This window comes from Ichthyobacterium seriolicida (genome assembly GCF_002369955.1).
GTDB classification, from domain to species: Bacteria; Bacteroidota; Bacteroidia; order Flavobacteriales; family Ichthyobacteriaceae; genus Ichthyobacterium; species Ichthyobacterium seriolicida.
On the sequence record NZ_AP014564.1, the window covers coordinates 340,430 to 358,243 of the forward strand.

General features: G+C 33.4%; 13 protein-coding genes and 1 pseudogene. 8 read left to right on the forward strand and 6 right to left on the reverse strand.

The genetic code is table 11. The features are described from left to right. Window positions 1-54: 54 nt before the first annotated feature. The 7 genes from JBKA6_RS01305 to mfd all read left to right on the forward strand — a co-directional run bounded on the left by JBKA6_RS01305 (window position 55) and on the right by mfd (window position 8,920). The gene (locus JBKA6_RS01305; protein ID WP_262490693.1) at window positions 55-264 is read left to right on the forward strand and encodes a transposase; all 210 of its coding nucleotides are present in this window, start codon (window positions 55-57) and stop codon (window positions 262-264) included. 321 nt (window positions 265-585) lie between these two features. Beyond that, window positions 586-1,677, forward strand: a complete 1,092-nt coding sequence (locus tag JBKA6_RS01310; RefSeq protein ID WP_096685083.1) for a DUF5018 domain-containing protein — start codon at window positions 586-588, stop codon at window positions 1,675-1,677. Further along, on the forward strand, window positions 1,665-2,873 hold the full coding sequence (locus JBKA6_RS01315; RefSeq protein ID WP_096685085.1) for a BspA family leucine-rich repeat surface protein: 1,209 nt from the start codon (window positions 1,665-1,667) through the stop codon (window positions 2,871-2,873). Before JBKA6_RS01310 ends, JBKA6_RS01315 begins: the two co-directional genes overlap by 13 nt. Window positions 2,874-3,164: 291 nt before the next feature. Next, the gene (locus tag JBKA6_RS01320) at window positions 3,165-3,980 is read left to right on the forward strand and encodes an outer membrane protein assembly factor BamD (protein WP_096685087.1); all 816 of its coding nucleotides are present in this window, start codon (window positions 3,165-3,167) and stop codon (window positions 3,978-3,980) included. A gap of 1 nt (window position 3,981) precedes the next feature. After that, window positions 3,982-4,281: a DNA-directed RNA polymerase subunit omega gene (locus tag JBKA6_RS01325; protein WP_096685089.1), complete on the forward strand. Its 300-nt coding sequence runs from the start codon at window positions 3,982-3,984 to the stop codon at window positions 4,279-4,281. Window positions 4,282-4,293: 12 nt separating this feature from the next. Further along, entirely contained in the window at window positions 4,294-5,502 is a 1,209-nt protein-coding gene (gene coaBC, locus JBKA6_RS01330) for a bifunctional phosphopantothenoylcysteine decarboxylase/phosphopantothenate--cysteine ligase CoaBC (RefSeq protein ID WP_096685092.1), read from the forward strand. Between the two features lie 262 nt (window positions 5,503-5,764). Continuing rightward, window positions 5,765-8,920, forward strand: a complete 3,156-nt coding sequence (mfd, locus tag JBKA6_RS01335) for a transcription-repair coupling factor (RefSeq protein WP_231952065.1) — start codon at window positions 5,765-5,767, stop codon at window positions 8,918-8,920. A 14-nt stretch (window positions 8,921-8,934) separates the two neighbouring features. Here mfd and JBKA6_RS01340 read toward each other — a convergent pair. Continuing rightward, a pseudogene (locus tag JBKA6_RS01340) lies at window positions 8,935-9,628 on the reverse strand (IS1595 family transposase). Window positions 9,629-9,682: 54 nt separating this feature from the next. Here JBKA6_RS01340 and JBKA6_RS08045 point away from each other — a divergent pair. After that, complete coding sequence (locus JBKA6_RS08045; RefSeq protein WP_096685095.1) at window positions 9,683-9,826, forward strand: BT4734/BF3469 family protein; 144 nt, start codon at window positions 9,683-9,685, stop codon at window positions 9,824-9,826. 214 nt (window positions 9,827-10,040) lie between these two features. Here JBKA6_RS08045 and JBKA6_RS01350 read toward each other — a convergent pair whose 3' ends face one another. The 5 genes from JBKA6_RS01350 to JBKA6_RS01370 all read right to left on the reverse strand — a co-directional run bounded on the left by JBKA6_RS01350 (window position 10,041) and on the right by JBKA6_RS01370 (window position 17,656). Continuing rightward, window positions 10,041-10,340, reverse strand: a complete 300-nt coding sequence (locus tag JBKA6_RS01350; protein WP_157776864.1) for a thioredoxin family protein — start codon at window positions 10,338-10,340, stop codon at window positions 10,041-10,043. A 1-nt stretch (window position 10,341) separates the two neighbouring features. Beyond that, window positions 10,342-11,328, reverse strand: coding sequence for a ribonucleotide-diphosphate reductase subunit beta (locus tag JBKA6_RS01355; protein WP_096685104.1), 987 nt, complete (start codon window positions 11,326-11,328; stop codon window positions 10,342-10,344). Between the two features lie 34 nt (window positions 11,329-11,362). Next, on the reverse strand, window positions 11,363-13,642 hold the full coding sequence (locus JBKA6_RS01360) for a ribonucleoside-diphosphate reductase subunit alpha (RefSeq protein ID WP_096685106.1): 2,280 nt from the start codon (window positions 13,640-13,642) through the stop codon (window positions 11,363-11,365). Window positions 13,643-13,652: 10 nt separating this feature from the next. Continuing rightward, window positions 13,653-14,849: a 2-oxoglutarate dehydrogenase complex dihydrolipoyllysine-residue succinyltransferase gene (gene odhB / locus JBKA6_RS01365; protein ID WP_096685107.1), complete on the reverse strand. Its 1,197-nt coding sequence runs from the start codon at window positions 14,847-14,849 to the stop codon at window positions 13,653-13,655. Between the two features lie 68 nt (window positions 14,850-14,917). Next, entirely contained in the window at window positions 14,918-17,656 is a 2,739-nt protein-coding gene (locus tag JBKA6_RS01370; protein ID WP_096687321.1) for a 2-oxoglutarate dehydrogenase E1 component, read from the reverse strand. Window positions 17,657-17,814: the final 158 nt, after the last annotated feature.

Below are 17,814 nucleotides of genomic sequence, written 5' to 3' on the forward strand. Positions count from 1 at the left end.
CGACCCTTTATTTAAAAAAGATGTTCTTCAGGGTGATTTGTCATCTCAGCCACTATATCAAGATTTGAGAACAGCTTGAATAAACAGGCTATTTTTAAGCTTTGTAATGCGTGGTTATACAAATATATTTCAAGTTTATCTGCTCGTAAAAGAATAGTTATCGACGTAGATTCAACCAATGATGCAACTCATGGCAATCAACAAATGTCAATGTTTAACGGTTATTATGGTAAGTTCATGTACAATGAACTATTTTTTTCATAATAGAGATACCAGACAGGTTATTCTTCCTGTACTTCGCCCAGGAAACAGTCATTCTAATAACTGGTATGTGAGTATTTTAACCCCGATTATTCATAGTCACATGAATTTTTCAAATTAAAAATATTATCTTACTCAGTATTTCTGAGTAATTATCAATCTAATTCAGGTTATAAATAATGTACTTTAATTCCCCACTTTTGGACTTTATGTAAAGTGGCTGATTTTGGGGTAAAACCCTTTAAAATTAACACTTTATGCACAATATTGAAATATAAACATGAATAATCTGGGATGATCTAGGTTAAAAAGTATTTCGCTACTATGTCAGCATATTTAAAAGAAAAAGTGTTAACTTCGTATTCATTTTATTTAAATGGAATAAATATGATTACCAAGACATTTTATTTTTCTCATGTAAAGAGTGTTTTTTATTTTGTGTTTTTGTCGGTGTTTATTCTGTCCTGCATAAAGAGTGATAAGGTTAAAAACAATGATAGTCGAGAATGCTCTATTAGTAGTTTTATATTAGAGAAGTCTAAAAATGAGGGGAAAATTTTTGCAAATAGAAATGGTGTTATCGATGAGAAGGTCACTCCTCCTACCATAACACTACACCTATCTGAATCTGCAACTTTAAGCGGTTTGAAACCTACAATAGTTCATTCTGGTGTTAGTTTTTCTCCTAATGAAAAAAAGGGGATTACCTTTAGTGCAAATTCTGCAACGGAGTATACAGTAATCGCTAAAAATGGACAAAAAAAAGTATACAAGGTTATAATTATTAAAGATTTAAAATCATCTAAGTTAATATCCTTTAAGTTTAAAGCAGAAGGAGACAATCTAAATACTGGGAAAATTGTTAAAGAATTAGGTGGTGTTATTAGCACTACTGATTCGGATAATCATACAATAACTATTAATGTCCCTCATAATGCAGTACTTACTAATTTAACGCCTCATATAGAATTACATAAGGGAGCTAGTGTTAGTCCCCAAGCTACTATAGCGCAAGATTTTAGTAGTCAAAAAACTTATACAGTTACTGCTCAGGATGGAACTATTGTTACTTACAATGTAACTGTAACTCAAAATGCTGTTCCTCAGATACAAAGTTTCACATTTACTAACACCGATAAAAACCTTGGAAATAATATAGTTGTTGAAGTTAACCATAGTGAAGGAGAAATAATTGTTAAAGTTGCTCATAATGCTATATTAGAAGGATTAACACCAACTGTTGTAGCCGACAATAATAACCTTGATGGAACAGAAATATATAGTGGGGATATTGGCACTACTGAGGCTAACACTTCTTCTGCTGATTTTAGCAATTCTCATACTAATCCTGTAAAATACAGTGCTGTAGGGCCTGCGTGGGGGGGGGGGGGGGGGGGAGAAAAGTGTATAACGTAAGAGTTTATAAGGAGCCGAGAATAACGGAGTTAAAGTTTAGTAAGGATCAAAATACGGGGGCTAATTTTCCTTCTAGCATAGAAGAATATATTGGCACTGTTAATGAAGAGAATAATACTATAACTGTCACAGTTGCTAACCAGGTTAATATAAGTTCTTTAAATGCTTCTATTTCTGGTGATAACATTAGTTCTTTAATCACTTATCCTCTAAATTTTACTGGGTCTACTTCTCCTTATTCTCAAACTATCACAATTAAAAATCAATATTTAAAGCCTTATGTTAAAAATTACACTGTAATAGTGACGCTTCTGTCAAAAGATTTTGTGTCAAAATGGAAAGTTGGGAGTAATAAGAAATTAAAATTACCCATAGATTATGATGGCACGTATGATTTTACTGTAGATTGGGGGGATGGTAAATCCGAAAGAATTACTTCTTGGACTAATAACACTCATACATATGAGAAAGAAGGTGAGTATACTGTGACAATCACAGGACAAATCGAAGGCTTTAACTTTGAAAAAATGTCAGAAAATGATGGAGGAATAACAATTCAATTAATAAGTATTTCATCTTGGGGGAATTTAAAATTTGGCAGTGATCAAGGAGGATATTTTAAATCTTGTTCTGAGTTGAAATCTCTACCTTCAGAGACTCCAAATTTAGAGGGAATTACTAATATGTCTTCAATGTTTTCAAATGCTACATCTTTCAACAGTGACATAAGTAATTGGGATGTTTCCAAAGTTACTAACATGTCTGGCATGTTTTTAGGCGCTACATCATTTAACTCTGATATAAGTAGTTGGGATATTTCCAAAGTTACTGACATGTCTGGCATGTTTTCAAATGCTACATCTTTTAATCAAGATTTAACAAGTTGGAATACTTTTAATGTTACTAATATGTCTAGGATGTTTTCAAATGCTACATCTTTTAATGGATATTTAAACAATTTTGAGGTTTATAATGTTACTGATATGGCTAGTATGTTTAATGAGGCCACATCTTTCAATAAAAGTTTAAGCAACTGGCAAGTAGGTAATGTTACTGATATGACCAATATGTTTGGAGGCGCTATAAAATTCAATCAGGATATTAGCCAATGGGAAATACATACCAGAAACAAAATGACTAGTATGTTTAGTGGAGCTACATCAATGACAGAAGAATATAAGCCCCAAAAAAATTAAGGTTCAATAATTTCTGAGGCAAAATTCAGGTCTATTTTTTAGATAAAGCCCAAAAATGAGGAATAAAAATACTGAGTAAAATAATGTTTTTAACCTGAAAAATTCATATAAGTATGAATAATAATTCAGGTTAATTTCTCAATAATCTTAGTTTAATTGACAAAAACTCAGGTTAGCAAAGATTAAACTTTATATTTAGGCTTTCAAAATCTGTTACCCTTGTAACTCATTATTGTATTAAACCAGTATGCGAAATGTTTCTTACCTTCGCTGCATTTTTTAGAAAAAAATATGATAAAAAATCACCTTTATTATTGCCTATTCATTTTAGTTATAACCTTGTCATGGTCGTGTGCATCCCTTGATGATGTACTAAACAGTAGCTCTTTAGAAGAAAAGGAAAAGTTGGCTCTTAAGTATTATAACGAAGGGGACTACGAAACGGCTAGTATGTTTTTTGAGAATATATTACCATACTACAGGGGCTTAGAAAAAATGGAAGAGTTTTCTTATTACAATGCAATGTGTTCTTATAACAAGGGGTATTATATAGTAGCTGCTGAGCAGTTGAAAAATTTCGAGAAAAATTTTCCACACAATGAAAATGCCCAATACGCTGCGTATCTATCGGCATACTGTTATTACTTAGATTCTCCTAAATATTATTTAGATCAAGAAAGCACGCATAATGCAATACCTTATCTGCAAAAGTTTACTAACAAATATCCTAATTCCAAATATGTAGAGGAGTGTAATAAGTTGATGTCTGAGCTAAGAGAAAAAATAGAAAAAAAGGCTTTTGAAAACGCTAAAATATATTACAGCACAAAAAAATACAAAGCCGCTGTGGTGGCTTTAGGTACAGTTTTAAATGACTATCCAGGGAATAAATTTACCAGCGAGATATACTATTACAGAGCAAAATCTGCTTATGAGTTGGCTGTAAAGAGTATAGAATCTAAAAAAAAGAAGAGATTCATAGATTTGGATACGGCTTGTAAGTTATTCATAAAACACTCTGATAAAGAGAATAAAAACTATTCCAAATGGATGGAAGAAATCTCAGACATACACTATAAAGCAATAGAATATATAACATTAAATTAAAATGGAAGTTTATAAAAAATACTCTACTAATAAAGTTGCCTTCGATCAAAATAAAGTCGATTATCAACTCGATAATATTTATGAATCTATAGTAAAAATAAGTAAAAGAGCTAAGGAAATCTCTAGCGAGATAGAGAAAGATCTCAAAGTTAGATTGGGAGAGTTTCAATACGAAAATGAAGTCATAGAAGAGGTATTTGAAAACAGAGAACAGATAGAGGTCTCTAAATACTACGAAAGGCTTCCAAAACCTACACAGATAGCAGCCCAGGAATGGGTTGATGCTCAAGAATCTAAATAACTTGTTAGATACATGTCCTTTTTAAAAGGAAAAAAAATCTTATTAGGAGTATCAGGCGGAATAGCTGCTTATAAAATTCCTCATTTGGTGAGATTGCTGATAAAAGCAGAAGCTCAAGTCAAGATCCTAATGACTCATAACGCCGTGAGATTTGTAAGTCCGCTTACTCTTTCAGTTCTTTCCAAAAACGATGTCCACATTTCAAGTAGGAAAGAAGGCGTATTAAGTTCAGAACAAATAGATCATATTGAATTATCCCTTTGGGCAGATATGATATTAATAGCGCCTGCTACAGCTAATACAATAGCTAAAATGAGTAGAGGTTTAGCAGATAATCCTTTAATTTTAACTTATCTATCTGCTAGGTGTGATGTTTATATTTCTCCAGCCATGGATTTATACATGTGTGAGCATCCCTCTACAAAAAAAAATCTCGATACTCTGCGCTCTTTTGGTAATCGTATCATCCCCATGGAAAAAGGAGAGTTAGCAAGTGGCCTGGTGGGATTAGGGAGAATGGCAGAACCAGAACACATAGTATCCTTTATAAAAGAGGATATTTCTAAGAAGACTCCTCTACACAAAAAGAAAATATTAGTAACTGCAGGCCCCACACGTGAATATATAGATCCCGTGAGGGCTATAACAAATTTTTCTTCTGGAAAAATGGGCTTTGCAATAGCCCAAGAGGCTGCAAATATGGGGGCTGAAGTAGTGTTGATAACTGGCCCTGTACATCTCAAGATAAATCATAAAAACATAAAGAGGATTGATGTAACCTCTGCTGAAGATATGTATAATGAAATTATTAACTATTTTGATAATACAGATATACTCATCATGTCGGCAGCTGTGTCAGATTATAAAATAGATAGTATATATCCTCTAAAACTAAAAAAAAGTGAAGATATTATTGACCTGAGATTAGTTAAGAATATAGATATACTAAAATCATTGGGAAAGAAAAAGAAAGGACAATTAATAGTCGGGTTTGCTCTAGAGACAGATAATGAATTGGAGAATGCCAAACAAAAGCTCTTAGATAAAAACGCAGATATTATAATCTTAAATTCTCTAAATGATAAAGGAGCTGGGTTCAATTACGATACTAATAAGATTAATATAATTTCAAAAAATGAAGTCATAGACTTGCCTCTGAAGAGTAAAAACGAAATAGCAATAGATATTTTAGAATACTGTTGTTCAAATTATATGAAGTAAAACATTTCAATAACAACTTTGTTTTACCTGGGTTTGGGTAACTATATGCCTTAAAATTAGTCTAATATCCAGACGATTCCTCTGTAATAATGAAAAAAATAAATGACCTGATAAAAGTATATAAAGAGTCCACTCAGATAAAAGAAATCACAAGTATACTTAAATCAAAAAAAAAAAAATAGGGATAAATGGCAGTGTAGGATCTCTATTGTCAATATTTTCCCATAGCATCTTTAGAGAAAAGAAAAGTCCTTTTTTATTTTTGTTGAAAGATAAAGAATCCGCAGCCTATTGTTTCAATGAATTAGAGAAATTAGAAGAGGATTGCAAAGTTCTTTTTTTTTCTAACTCTTACAATAATCTCGATGAGACAGCTGATAGGAGCATCTCTAAAACTCTATTCCAAACCGAGGCAATAAACACTATAAATAAGCAAAACAGACCTTTTATCGTAGTATCCTTTACCGATGCTATCTCTGAAAAGTTAATCAGCAAAGAGGAGTTTATTAAAGACGTATTTCACCTTTCTGTAGGCGACACAATATCCTTAGATTCTTTAGAGAGTAAACTAGAAGTCTTTAATTTTGATAGGGTAGATTTTGTTACTACTCCTGGGCAATTTTCTATTAGAGGAAGTATTTTCGATATATTTTCATTTTCTAATGAAAATCCTTATAGGATTGATTTTTTTGACCAAACGATAAATAGCATTAGGTTATTTGATGAATCAACTCAGCTATCAGTACAGGAGGTAGAGGGTATAGACATCTTGAAAGATATATCTGGTAAACACAAAACAGCTAGACAAAATAGTAGTATTTTCGATTATATGCCCGAAGATACCGTAGTGATAACTGATGATCTACAGGTGATTTTAAGGGATATTAAATTAATATTTGATAACTCAAAAGAGAAAAACACAAATCTTGAAAAACTATTTTTAAGCGATAGTGAAATAGTCGAAGAATTAAAAAAATTATCTGTAATAGAGTTTTCCAAGCCATTTTTCTCAGTGGATAATACAGTATCCTTTTCTTGTGAACCTCAACCTTCTTTTAGTAAACAATTCGAGTTGTTGGGGAATAATCTTCTAAACAATACCAAAGAGGGGATAGAAAATATAATTTGCTGTAGTGGGGAAAAACAAGCCAGTAGACTCATAGAAATATTTGAAAGTGTGAATTTTCGTATAAAATTCAGCACGATACAATATCCTATTCACAGAGGTTTTGTAGATAGAGGTAATAAAGTGGCTTGTTATAGCGATCATCAGATATTCGATCGTTATCAACGATTCTACTTAAAAAACAACTATAACAAAAGACATTCTCTGACATTAAAAGAGATAAACTCCTTAAAGAGAGGAGATTTAGTAACCCACATAGATTACGGTATAGGTAGATTTGGAGGATTACAGAAATTAGAAAATGACGGGAAAAGACAAGAGGTCATAAAGTTAGTATACAAGGATAATGACACTCTATACATAAGTATCCACTCTTTACATAAAATATCTAAATTCAACTCTAAAGAGGGCACTACTCCTAAGTTGACTAGGCTAGGATCGGGAAGTTGGAGTAAAATCAAGAAAAAGACAAAGAGCAAGATAAAAGATATTGCCTTTGATCTAATCAAACTATACGCCGAGAGAAAACAAAAAAAAGGATTTGCTTTCAGTCCAGATACATATTTACAACAAGAATTAGAAGCTTCTTTTATCTATGAAGAAACTCCAGATCAAATAACAGCTATCAAAGTTGTTAAAGAAGATATGGAACGAGATATTCCTATGGATAGACTAATATGTGGAGATGTGGGTTTTGGAAAAACTGAAATAGCTATTCGTGCTGCTTTTAAGGCAGTAGCCGATAATAAACAAGTAGCTGTATTAGTCCCTACAACGGTATTGACATTTCAACACAAGAACTCTTTTAATAAGAGATTAGAAGACTTTCCAAGTAATGTAGAGTGTTTAAATAGATTTAAAACTGCAAAGCAGAAAACAGAGATTTTAAACAAATTAAAAAAAGGTGAAATAGATATAATAATAGGCACTCATATGTTGATCAATGCAGAGTTTAAAGATTTAGGTCTATTAATTATAGATGAAGAACAGAAGTTCGGAGTAGGAGTAAAAGATAAATTGAAAAACTTAAAAAAGAATGTAGATACCTTAACTCTTACGGCTACGCCTATTCCTAGGACTTTACAATTTTCGCTTATGGGGGCTAGAGATCTATCTACATTGAATACTCCACCTCCAAACAGGCAACCTATAGAAACTCAAGTCATCACTTTTGACGAGCAGATCATAGGAGATGCTATTTCTTATGAAATATCTAGAGGAGGGCAGGTTTTCTTTATTCATAATAGAATAAGTGATATTAAAGGGATAAAGAGCACTATACAAAATATAGTGCCTGAGGCTAAAATAGGAATAGGTCATGGTCAGATGGATGGTAAACAACTAGAGGAATTAATACTATCTTTTATGAGAGGAGAGTTTGATATTCTAATATCTACCACTATAATAGAAAACGGATTAGATATACCAAATGCTAATACTCTGATCGTAAATAATGCGAATAATTTTGGTTTGTCCGATCTGCATCAGATGAGAGGAAGAGTGGGTAGATCTAATAAGAAAGCTTTTTGTTATTTCTTAGCTCCTCCTCATATTTCTATGAGCGAAGAATCTAGAAAGAGATTACAGATTTTAGAGGAGTTTTCCAATTTGGGATCTGGGTTTAAAATAGCTGCTAAAGATTTGGAAATGAGAGGAGCTGGTGATATTTTAGGAGGGGAGCAAACAGGTTTTATAAACGATATAGGATTTGATACATATCAAAAGATATTAAACGAAACTATAGAGGAATTAAAGAAAAAAGAATTTAAAAATTTATATACAGAGGATACTGAAAATAACATATTTATTGCTTCTAAAGAATGTCATATAGACACAGATTTTGAAATACTATTTCCAAGTGACTATATCAGTAATGTAGATGAACGGCTATCACTTTATGAAGAATTGAGTAAGATGAGACATGAAGAAGAATTGAATTCCTTTTCAAAGAGAATAGTCGACAGGTTTGGAGATATTCCTATTGAAACAAAGGGGTTATTAAATTCCATGAGGATAAAGTGGAAAGCCAAAAAATTGGGTTTAGAGAAAATAATATTGAAAAACCAGAAGATGGTAGGTTATTTCATATCAGATGAAAATTCACCTTTTTTCAAGTCTGAAACTTTCAATGACATATTACTCTTTTTACAAAGAAATCACCATCGCTCTTCTATGAAAGAGTTAAAATCTAAAAGTGATTCAACTGTTTTGACAATGTCTATATCTGGCATAAAAAATATAGATGAGGCCTTCACAGTTATGGAAGAACTAGAATGTCGATCTATAAACTAGATATTAAGTAAGGTTCAAGACAACTTAAGGGGATTTTTTCTTAGCCATTTTAACAGACAAAAATACAAATTTTCATTTCGATAATTAAACCTCCATTCACACTCTTTTAGATGATAATAAAACTTGTGCTTATGGACTCCTCTAAACCTAGATAATCGAACTTTACATAGTCCCCAAAAATTCTCAATTCCATTAATGTGATTTACTCCTCTAGCAAATTCATTTTCACTATGTTTTACTCTATAATGCCTCTTATAACCATAGTTTACCAAGCCGTCATAAGACTTAAACCCATCAGTATAAATTGTACTTTCTTTACTTGCTCTGCTCTCTACAATAGGTATTATTACTGATGATGAGCAGTTTTTTACAATTTGTGTATAAACTTTACCCTCTCTCTTTAACATACCAAATACTGGAACTTTTCCCCCTGATCCTCGTCCCCTTTTTTCCCCTAACTCGTTTAGCTCCAAAATAACTCTCATCTAATTCTATTTCCCCTTGATTAAAAGGACTTTCTTCTTCGCATTTTTGAGCAATTAACAAACGTAATTTGTCAAAAATTTTGTTGATAGTATAACGACTTACATTAGTCAATTTACTAACTTTTTTCGCTTCAATATCTATGCAAAATAACCGCAAAATAGACCTGAATTTTGCCTCAGAAATTCTTGAACGAATTATATACTTATTTTTCATAGATAACATAAGGGGTTACACGCATGTAAATTTACCTTAAGTTGTCTTGAACCTAATCTTTTAATTTTAGATCTTGACAATTTGGAAAATGCAAAAGCATTAAAGGAAAAGATTACCAAAACCCCTTATGTTTTGTTGTGCTTTATTAGTCTAAGTGGTAGAGTATTAAAAATTATAGTTTGGTTTATATCCTCAAAATATGGGTAAAAAAATGTAATGTCAATTTTGAAAGAGCATAAAAACGGAATACTTGGCTTTTAATTTTACAGGTTATAACAGAACAAGAGCATCTCCGTAATGACTACAGCAATTTCCTAACCATTGATAACACATGTTTTAACTAAAATTATTAATCCAACTCAGGTAGTATCTTTAATTTGTTGTACAGTAACTCTTATCCTAAAAAAAATGAGAACCAATTTTAAAAATTAACTACATTATCTATACTTGAAGTAGGAATATTTTCATTCAGCCAAAGTTCAAAATCTATTGCAGATTTTATACCACATCTATTTATTTCTTCTTCACCTTTTGTTATTACTACAGTAGGAATCTTTTTTATGTTAAATTTCTCAATTAAATCTTCATTTTTGCTAATATCTATAGTCTTATAAGGGATATCTGTAAAGCTCTTATCCATTACATTTTTAAATATTGGCTCAAATTGTTTGCAAGGAGAGCACCAATCTGCGTAAAATTCATATACTGTGTATTCTGACATTTTAGAAATCATCGGTAAACATTATTTCTCTATCTGATATCCTTTTATATTCTGTAACTCTTTTTTCGAAAAAGTTAGTCTTGCCTTCTACATCAAGTAGTCTCATAAAGTCAAATGGATTTTTTGTGTTGAAAACTTTTTCAAATCCAAACAGTTCAGCTATGAGATCCGCTGTAGACTCTATGTATTCTGACATCAACTTAGCATTCATACCTATTAGGGATACGGGCAAAGCCTCGTTTACAAACTCCTGTTCTAAAAGCACAGCTTCTGTAACTATTTCTTCAAATAGACCTTGAGATACTGTCTGATCTATTAACTCAGGTTCACGGACTATACCTTCCCATACACCTTGGTTTTTGTAATTATTTATAGTCTCAAACATCAATGCCGAAAAACTAAAATGCAATCCTTCATCCCTTGCTATAAGGTCATTACTCGCGGCTAGACCAGGTAAAAGACCCTTTTTTCTAAAGTAATATATGGCGCAAAAACTGCCTGCAAAAAACAAGCCTTCCACTAATCCAAAGGCTACTAAACGTATAGGTAAAGGACTATCAGAGGCTATCCACTTTTTCACCCATTCTGCTTTTTTTTTTACCGTTGGAACCGTTTCAATGGCGTTAAAAAGAAGTTCTCTCTCTTGCATGTCGGGAATATAAGTCTCTAATTGCAAGGCGTATGTTTCAGCATGTATGACCTCATTAAAAGCCTGTAATGCCAAAAAACATCTAGCTTCAGCAATGTGTATCTCTCCATAAAAACGAGTGAGTAGATTCTCATTTATCATACCTTCGGACTGAGCAAAAAAAGCCAATACATGCTTTATAAAATGCTTTTCTCCTTCAGAGAGTTTCTCAAAATCTTTCATATCTTGAGAAAAATCTAATTCCTCTGTGGTCCAAAAAGCACTCTCATGCGATTTATATCTATCCCATATCTCTGTCTCCTTTATAGGAAATAAACTGAATTTATTTTTTACAATCATTTAATCTTGTTGCTAACACTTTCAAACATTAATTTTAAGAACCGCACATAATGCAATCTTCAACATCTTCGACATTTCTCAAAACACTTTCATCTTTCAGAGTTACCTTAACAGCGTTTACAGATGGTTTTGTCCTGAGGTAATACATGCCAGTTTTAAGACCTTTTTTCCAAGCGTACATATGCATGGAGTACACCTGTTTTAAAGAAGGAGATGACAACCATAGATTCATACTCTGACTCTGACATATAAAAGGAGCTCTATCGGCACTCATATCTATAACTACTCTTTGAGACATCTCCCATACCGTTTTATATATCTCTTTTATGTCATCGGGAATCTCGTTAATACTCTGAACAGAACCATTATTAATAATTATCTTGGCCCTCATATCATTGCTCCAAATACCTATATTTTTTAGTTCTCTTATGAGATATTTATTTACCATCAAAAATTCTCCAGAGAGAGTCTGTCTCTTGTAAATATTTGAAGTCTGTATTTCAAAAGCTTCTGTATTGCCTAATATCTGTGCTGTAGAAGCCGTAGGCATTAAAGAGGTAATCAGTGAATTTCTAACGCCGTATTCCTTTATATCTTTTCTCAATTTATCCCAGTCGTATCGCTTAGACGGCTCGACTCCCCACATCTGAAATTGAAATATTCCTTGTGAGATAGGAGATCCTTCAAAGTTTCTATAAGGACCTTTTTCTCTTGAAATCTCCATGGAAGCTTCCATGCCCGCGTGATATATAGTTTCAAAAATCTCTTTGTTTAAGGCTCTAGCCTCTTGAGAATCATACGGTAATCTAAGTTTGAAAAACACATCTGCTAGCCCCTGTACACCAACTCCAATAGGCCTATTATTATTGTTAGAGCGATATGTCTTTTCTGTTGGATAAAAATTCTTATCTATAATTTTATCCAAGTTTTTGGTTACTACTTTTGCAACTCTGTGTAAACTTTCAAAATCGTATTTATCGCCGTCTACAAACATAGGGAGAGCTATACTAGCCAGATTACATACAGCTGTTTCATTGCCGTCGGAATACTCTATTACCTCGGCACATAGATTAGACGATTTTATGGTTCCTATATTCTTTTGATTAGACTTTGAATTACAAGCGTCTTTATACAACATATAAGGAACCCCCGTCTCAGATTGAGATTCTATAATCTTAGTCATAAGATGTTGAGCAGGGATGACTTTTTTCCCTTTTCCCTCTAATTCATATCTCGTGTATAATTTTTCAAAATCATCTCCGTAGACATCAGACAAACCAGGGCAATCTGATTCACTCATCAATGTCCAGTCTCCTCCTTCTTCTACCCTTTTCATAAAGAGATCGGGAACCCATAGGGCTAAGAATAAATCCCTCGCTCTAAACTCTTCTTTTCCATGATTTTTCTTCAAATCTAAAAAAGCCTCTATATCAAAATGCCAAGGTTCTATATATACTGCAAAACTTCCTTTCCTCTTGCCTCCACCTTGATCTACATACCTGGCCGTTTCGTTAAATACTTTGAGCATAGGGATGATTCCATTGGAAATGCCATTGGTCCCCTTTATAGGGGATCCAGTAGCTCTTACATTATGTACGTGTATTCCTATGCCTCCAGCTGTTTTGCTTATGATAGCAGTTTCTTTCAAAGTGTTGAAAATCCCCTCTATGGAGTCGTCTTCTATACCTAAGAGAAAGCAAGAGCTGAGCTGTTGAAGAGTAGTGCCAGAATTGAATAATGTAGGAGTAGCATGTGTGTAATACCCTTGAGACATCAAATCATAGATCTCTTTAACTTTTTCTATGGAATCGTCGCCAGCTACAGTTATAGCCACTCGCAAATACATATCCTGTGGCCTCTCATACGAAAAGCCTTTGTATTTAATTAAATATGAACGCTCTAAGGTCTTAAATCCAAAATATTCAAAATCAAAATCTCTCTTGTAATCTATAAGAGATTCGTATGCTTTACCATTAGCCTTTACTAAGTCGTAATAAGATTTAGATAGCGTTCCCTGTTGGTATAACTTCTCTGTGGAGTCTAAAAAACCTTTGGTCTCTTTGTGTAGAGAACTTATAGCTATTCTAGAGGCTAAAATAGAATAGTCGGGATGATCTATAATCATCATAGCTGCTGTTTCAGCCAAAAAATTATCTATCTCAGAGGTGTATATGCCATCGTATAATCCAGCCACTACTTTCTGTGCCACCATTATAGGATCTACATTTAAATCTGATGATAACTCCTCTATCCTCGCTGTTGTCTTATCTAAAGAAGCCTTCTCTTTTCTGCCATCTCTTTTTATTACATACATAAGTGGGAATTTATAATTCTAAGGATAATTCTTCTCTGCCATCCATAAGTAGCTCTGTAGGGTTTTCTATAGCTTTCTTAAGCTCGACTAAGAAACTGACAGACTGACTTCCATCTATAATTCTGTGATCATAAGATAGTGCTACATACATTATAGGACGAATCTCTATATTTCCATTTACAACTACTGGACGATCGACTATATTATGCATACCCAAAATAGCGCTTTGAGGAGGATTTATAATAGGAGTGGATAACATAGATCCAAATACCCCGCCGTTTGTAATTGAAAAATTACCTCCTATCATATCGTCCAAAGACAATTTTCCTTCTCTAGCCTTTATAGATAATTTCTTTATTTCTAACTCTATAGCTTTAAAAGACATAGTTTCGGCATTCCTTAAGACAGGAACCATCAATCCCTTAGGAGTTGATACGGCTATACTTATATCTGAATAAGCATAAGTTATCTGTTCATCGCCATCTATCATAGATCCAACATCAGGATATAACCCTAAACTCCTCACAACAGCCTTGGTGAAAAAAGACATAAAGCCCAACTTCACACCGTGTTTTTCATTGAATCTATCTTTGTATTTTTCTCTTAGAGACATCACAGCGCTCATATCTACTTCATTGAAAGTAGACAGCATAGCAGTCTCGTTTTTTACTGACACGAGCCTTTGAGATATCTTTTTCCTGAGCAGAGACATTTTCTTTCTAGATGCCCCTCTGTTGCCAATAGGGTTTGATCCCATAGCAGCTACGGCTTTTACGACGTCTTCTTTTATTATTCTGCCATCTCTTCCAGATCCATCTACTTTTGACACTCCCACCTCTTCCATCATTTTTTTAGCAGATGGAGAAGGTGTTCCCGTAGCATAAGATTCTTTTTTAGGAGAATTACATTCCATTACAGGAGTCTCTACTGTTGGTTTTGTGTTTTTAACTGATTCTGCTTTGTCTGGTTTTGAAGCTGTGGTGTCTATATGACAAACCACTTCTCCAACTTTTACAGTATTTCCTTCCTCCACTTTTATGTGAATCACACCACTACATTCAGCAGGTAGCTCTAAAGTAGCTTTATCTGAATCTATCTCAGCTATGGTTTGCTCTTTTTCTACATAATCTCCATTTTGAACTAGCCAAGATGCTATTTCTACTTCCGATATTGACTCACCTGGACTAGGTATCTTAATTTCTACCATACTACAATTTTATTTTAGGATATTTACAACTAACTGTATTAAATTAATACTTTTAGCTAAGTAAAAATTTATTTTTCAAACACACTATCTATTACCTTCTTCTGCCTGTAAAGAGCTCTAACTATAGAGCCTGATGAAGGAGAAGCGCTTTCATCCCTAGAGATTAATTCAAAAGGGATATGCCTAGCTCTCAATAAAATATGAGACCAAGCCCCCATGTTTTTAGGCTCTTCTTGAACCCAGAAAACCTTTTTTGCATTGTACTTCTCTATGAGAGAAATAATTTCTTCTTCAGGAAAAGGATAGAGCTGTTCTACTCTTACTAGAGCTATATCCTTTCTATTTAACCTCTCTCTCTCTGATAATAATTCATAGTATAATTTACCTGAACAAAAGACTAATTTATCTATAGATTTATCATTAGAATCGTCATCTATGACCTTTTGAAATTTTCCGCTTGTTAATTCTTCCACTGAAGAAGTACATAAGGGATGGCGCAACAAACTCTTAGGAGTAAATACTATCAGAGGTTTTCTAAAATCCCTGTGCATTTGTTCTCTCAAGAGATGAAAGAAATTAGATGGAGTAGAGCAATTGGCTATTCTCATATTGTTTTGAGCGCACAGTTGTAAATACCTCTCCATTCTAGCTGAAGAGTGTTCAGCTCCTTGCCCTTCATAACCGTGAGGCAAAAGCACTACTAAACCGTTTTGGATCTTCCATTTATCCTCAGCTGAGGACAAATACTGATCTATTATTATTTGAGCTCCATTGCTGAAATCACCAAATTGAGCCTCCCATATAGTAAGGGTTTTAGGTGAAGCCATAGCATAACCATAGTCGAAGCCCATAACTGCATATTCTGACAAATTAGAGTTGAACACACTCATATTGCCCTGAGTTTTACTTATACTATTTAATAGGTTTACCCTGTCTTCTGAATCTATATCTCTTATTATGGCGTGTCTGTGTGAAAAAGTTCCCCTTTCTACATCCTGACCAGATAACCTCACATTAAATCCTTCTTCTAAAAGAGAACCGTAAGCCAGTAATTCGGTCATTCCCCAGTCTATTTTGTCTGTCTTGTTGACCATATCTCTCCTACTAGACAATAACTTTTCTATCTTTTTTATAAAACAGTTATCCTTAGGAATAGTAGTTATGGCATCGGTGATTTGTTTTATTTTTTCTAACGGATATCCAGTGTCAATATCCTTATATATATCATCGGTAGAACTAGGAATTGTATAATCGATCCATTCTTCTTCCATAAATGGCGTTATAACACTTCTTTTGCTTTCCTTAGATTTGTCGAATCTATCCTGCAAAAGCTTTTTAAACTCTAATTCTTCTTCTATTACTATATCTTCACCTGCTACTCCCTCCTGAAGTAATCTAGCTTTGTAAATCTCTCTTGGATTTGGATGTTTGGCTATTATATCGTACAACTTAGGCTGTGTGAATTTTGGTTCATCTCCCTCATTGTGTCCGTATTTTCTATAACACAAGAGATCTATAAAGATATCTTTTTTAAATGCCATTCTGTAATTTACGGCAAATTCTATAGAGTGAACTACAGATTCCACATCATCTCCATTGACGTGTATGACAGGCGATAAAGTTACTTTCCCCACATCGGTACAATAAGTACTAGAACGTCCATCTATGTAATTAGTAGTAAATCCTATTTGATTGTTTATTACTAAATGTATGGTCCCTCCTGTTTTATATCCGTCTAGATTAACCATTTGAGTGATCTCATAGACAACCCCCTGACCTGCTATGGCGGCGTCTCCATGTATGATTACAGGAATTAATTTGTCACTATCACCATTGTATTCATTATCTATCTTAGCACGACTGATTCCCTCTACCACACAACCAACTGACTCCAAATGAGAAGGGTTAGGGGCTAGAGTCATCTTTACATTTTTACCCTGTTGAGTTGGATATGTAGAAGACCAGCCCAAATGATATTTTACATCTCCATCGAATAGAATATCTTCTTCAAAATCTTTCCCTTCAAATTCGTTGAAGATAGCATCGTAAGTCTTCCCGAAAATATTGGCCAACACATTTAACCTGCCTCTGTGTGACATTCCAACTACAATCTCTTGAACATTTGACTTAACCCCTCTCTCTATCATAGCGTCTAGAGCTGGAATGACAGATTCACCTCCTTCAATAGAAAACCTCTTCTGTCCTATAAAGTTTGAGTGTAAAAAATTTTCAAAAGCAACAGCTTGACTTAATTTGTGAAGAATACGTCGTTTTTGTTCTACTTTAAAATCTGGTTTATTGCCCCTGTGATGGATTCTAGTTTTTATCCATTCTACCTGTTGGGGATCTCTAATATATTTGTATTCTATGCCTATGGAACTGCAATAGACCGATTTTAAATGAGATATTATATCTTTTAATTTAGCTCTCCCAAGACCTACGGTCGTACCAGCTTGGAATTCTTTTTCTAAGTCTTGGTCGGACAACCCATAATTTTCAATATCTAATTTAGGTCTGTACTTTCTGCGTTTTCTGACTGGATTAGTCCTTGTAAATAGATGCCCCCTCTTAGAATAATCTTCTATTAGAGAAATTACGTCAAATTCTTTTTTTACATCCTCTGGGATTTCAGCGACTGACACATGGTCTTGCCTATGATTTTGTCCATAAGTCTTTTTCCCAAAATCATATCCTTGAAAAAAAGATCTCCAAGAGGGATCTATACCATCTGGATTACGTGTATAATCATAGTACATATCCTCTATAAACTGTGCATTAAGAGCACTCAAAAAAGAAAAATTATCCATAGTTTTTATGACATGCATCAAAGCTAAAAAACAAGAGGCAAAATTAATGTTTTTAGCATAAATTTTATTTTAAATTTCACTTTAAATCCTCTTAAAGAAACACAATATACTAAAATTATACACTAACCTGAGCTCTATTAATAACTCTAGTCAAATAA

What these genes read in the sequence shown, in the direction of transcription:
- JBKA6_RS01325 (WP_096685089.1), top strand. Translation starts at nt 3,982, where the DNA reads ATGGAAGTTTATAAAAAATACTCTACTAATAAAGTTGCCTTCGATCAA.
- JBKA6_RS01370 (WP_096687321.1), bottom strand. Translation starts at nt 17,656, where the DNA reads ATGGATAATTTTTCTTTTTTGAGTGCTCTTAATGCACAGTTTATAGAG.
- JBKA6_RS01320 (WP_096685087.1), top strand. Translation starts at nt 3,165, where the DNA reads ATGATAAAAAATCACCTTTATTATTGCCTATTCATTTTAGTTATAACC.
- coaBC (WP_096685092.1), top strand. Translation starts at nt 4,294, where the DNA reads ATGTCCTTTTTAAAAGGAAAAAAAATCTTATTAGGAGTATCAGGCGGA.
- odhB (WP_096685107.1), bottom strand. Translation starts at nt 14,849, where the DNA reads ATGGTAGAAATTAAGATACCTAGTCCAGGTGAGTCAATATCGGAAGTA.
- JBKA6_RS01350 (WP_157776864.1), bottom strand. Translation starts at nt 10,340, where the DNA reads ATGTCAGAATACACAGTATATGAATTTTACGCAGATTGGTGCTCTCCT.
- JBKA6_RS01360 (WP_096685106.1), bottom strand. Translation starts at nt 13,642, where the DNA reads ATGTATGTAATAAAAAGAGATGGCAGAAAAGAGAAGGCTTCTTTAGAT.
- JBKA6_RS01310 (WP_096685083.1), top strand. Translation starts at nt 586, where the DNA reads ATGTCAGCATATTTAAAAGAAAAAGTGTTAACTTCGTATTCATTTTAT.
- JBKA6_RS01355 (WP_096685104.1), bottom strand. Translation starts at nt 11,328, where the DNA reads ATGATTGTAAAAAATAAATTCAGTTTATTTCCTATAAAGGAGACAGAG.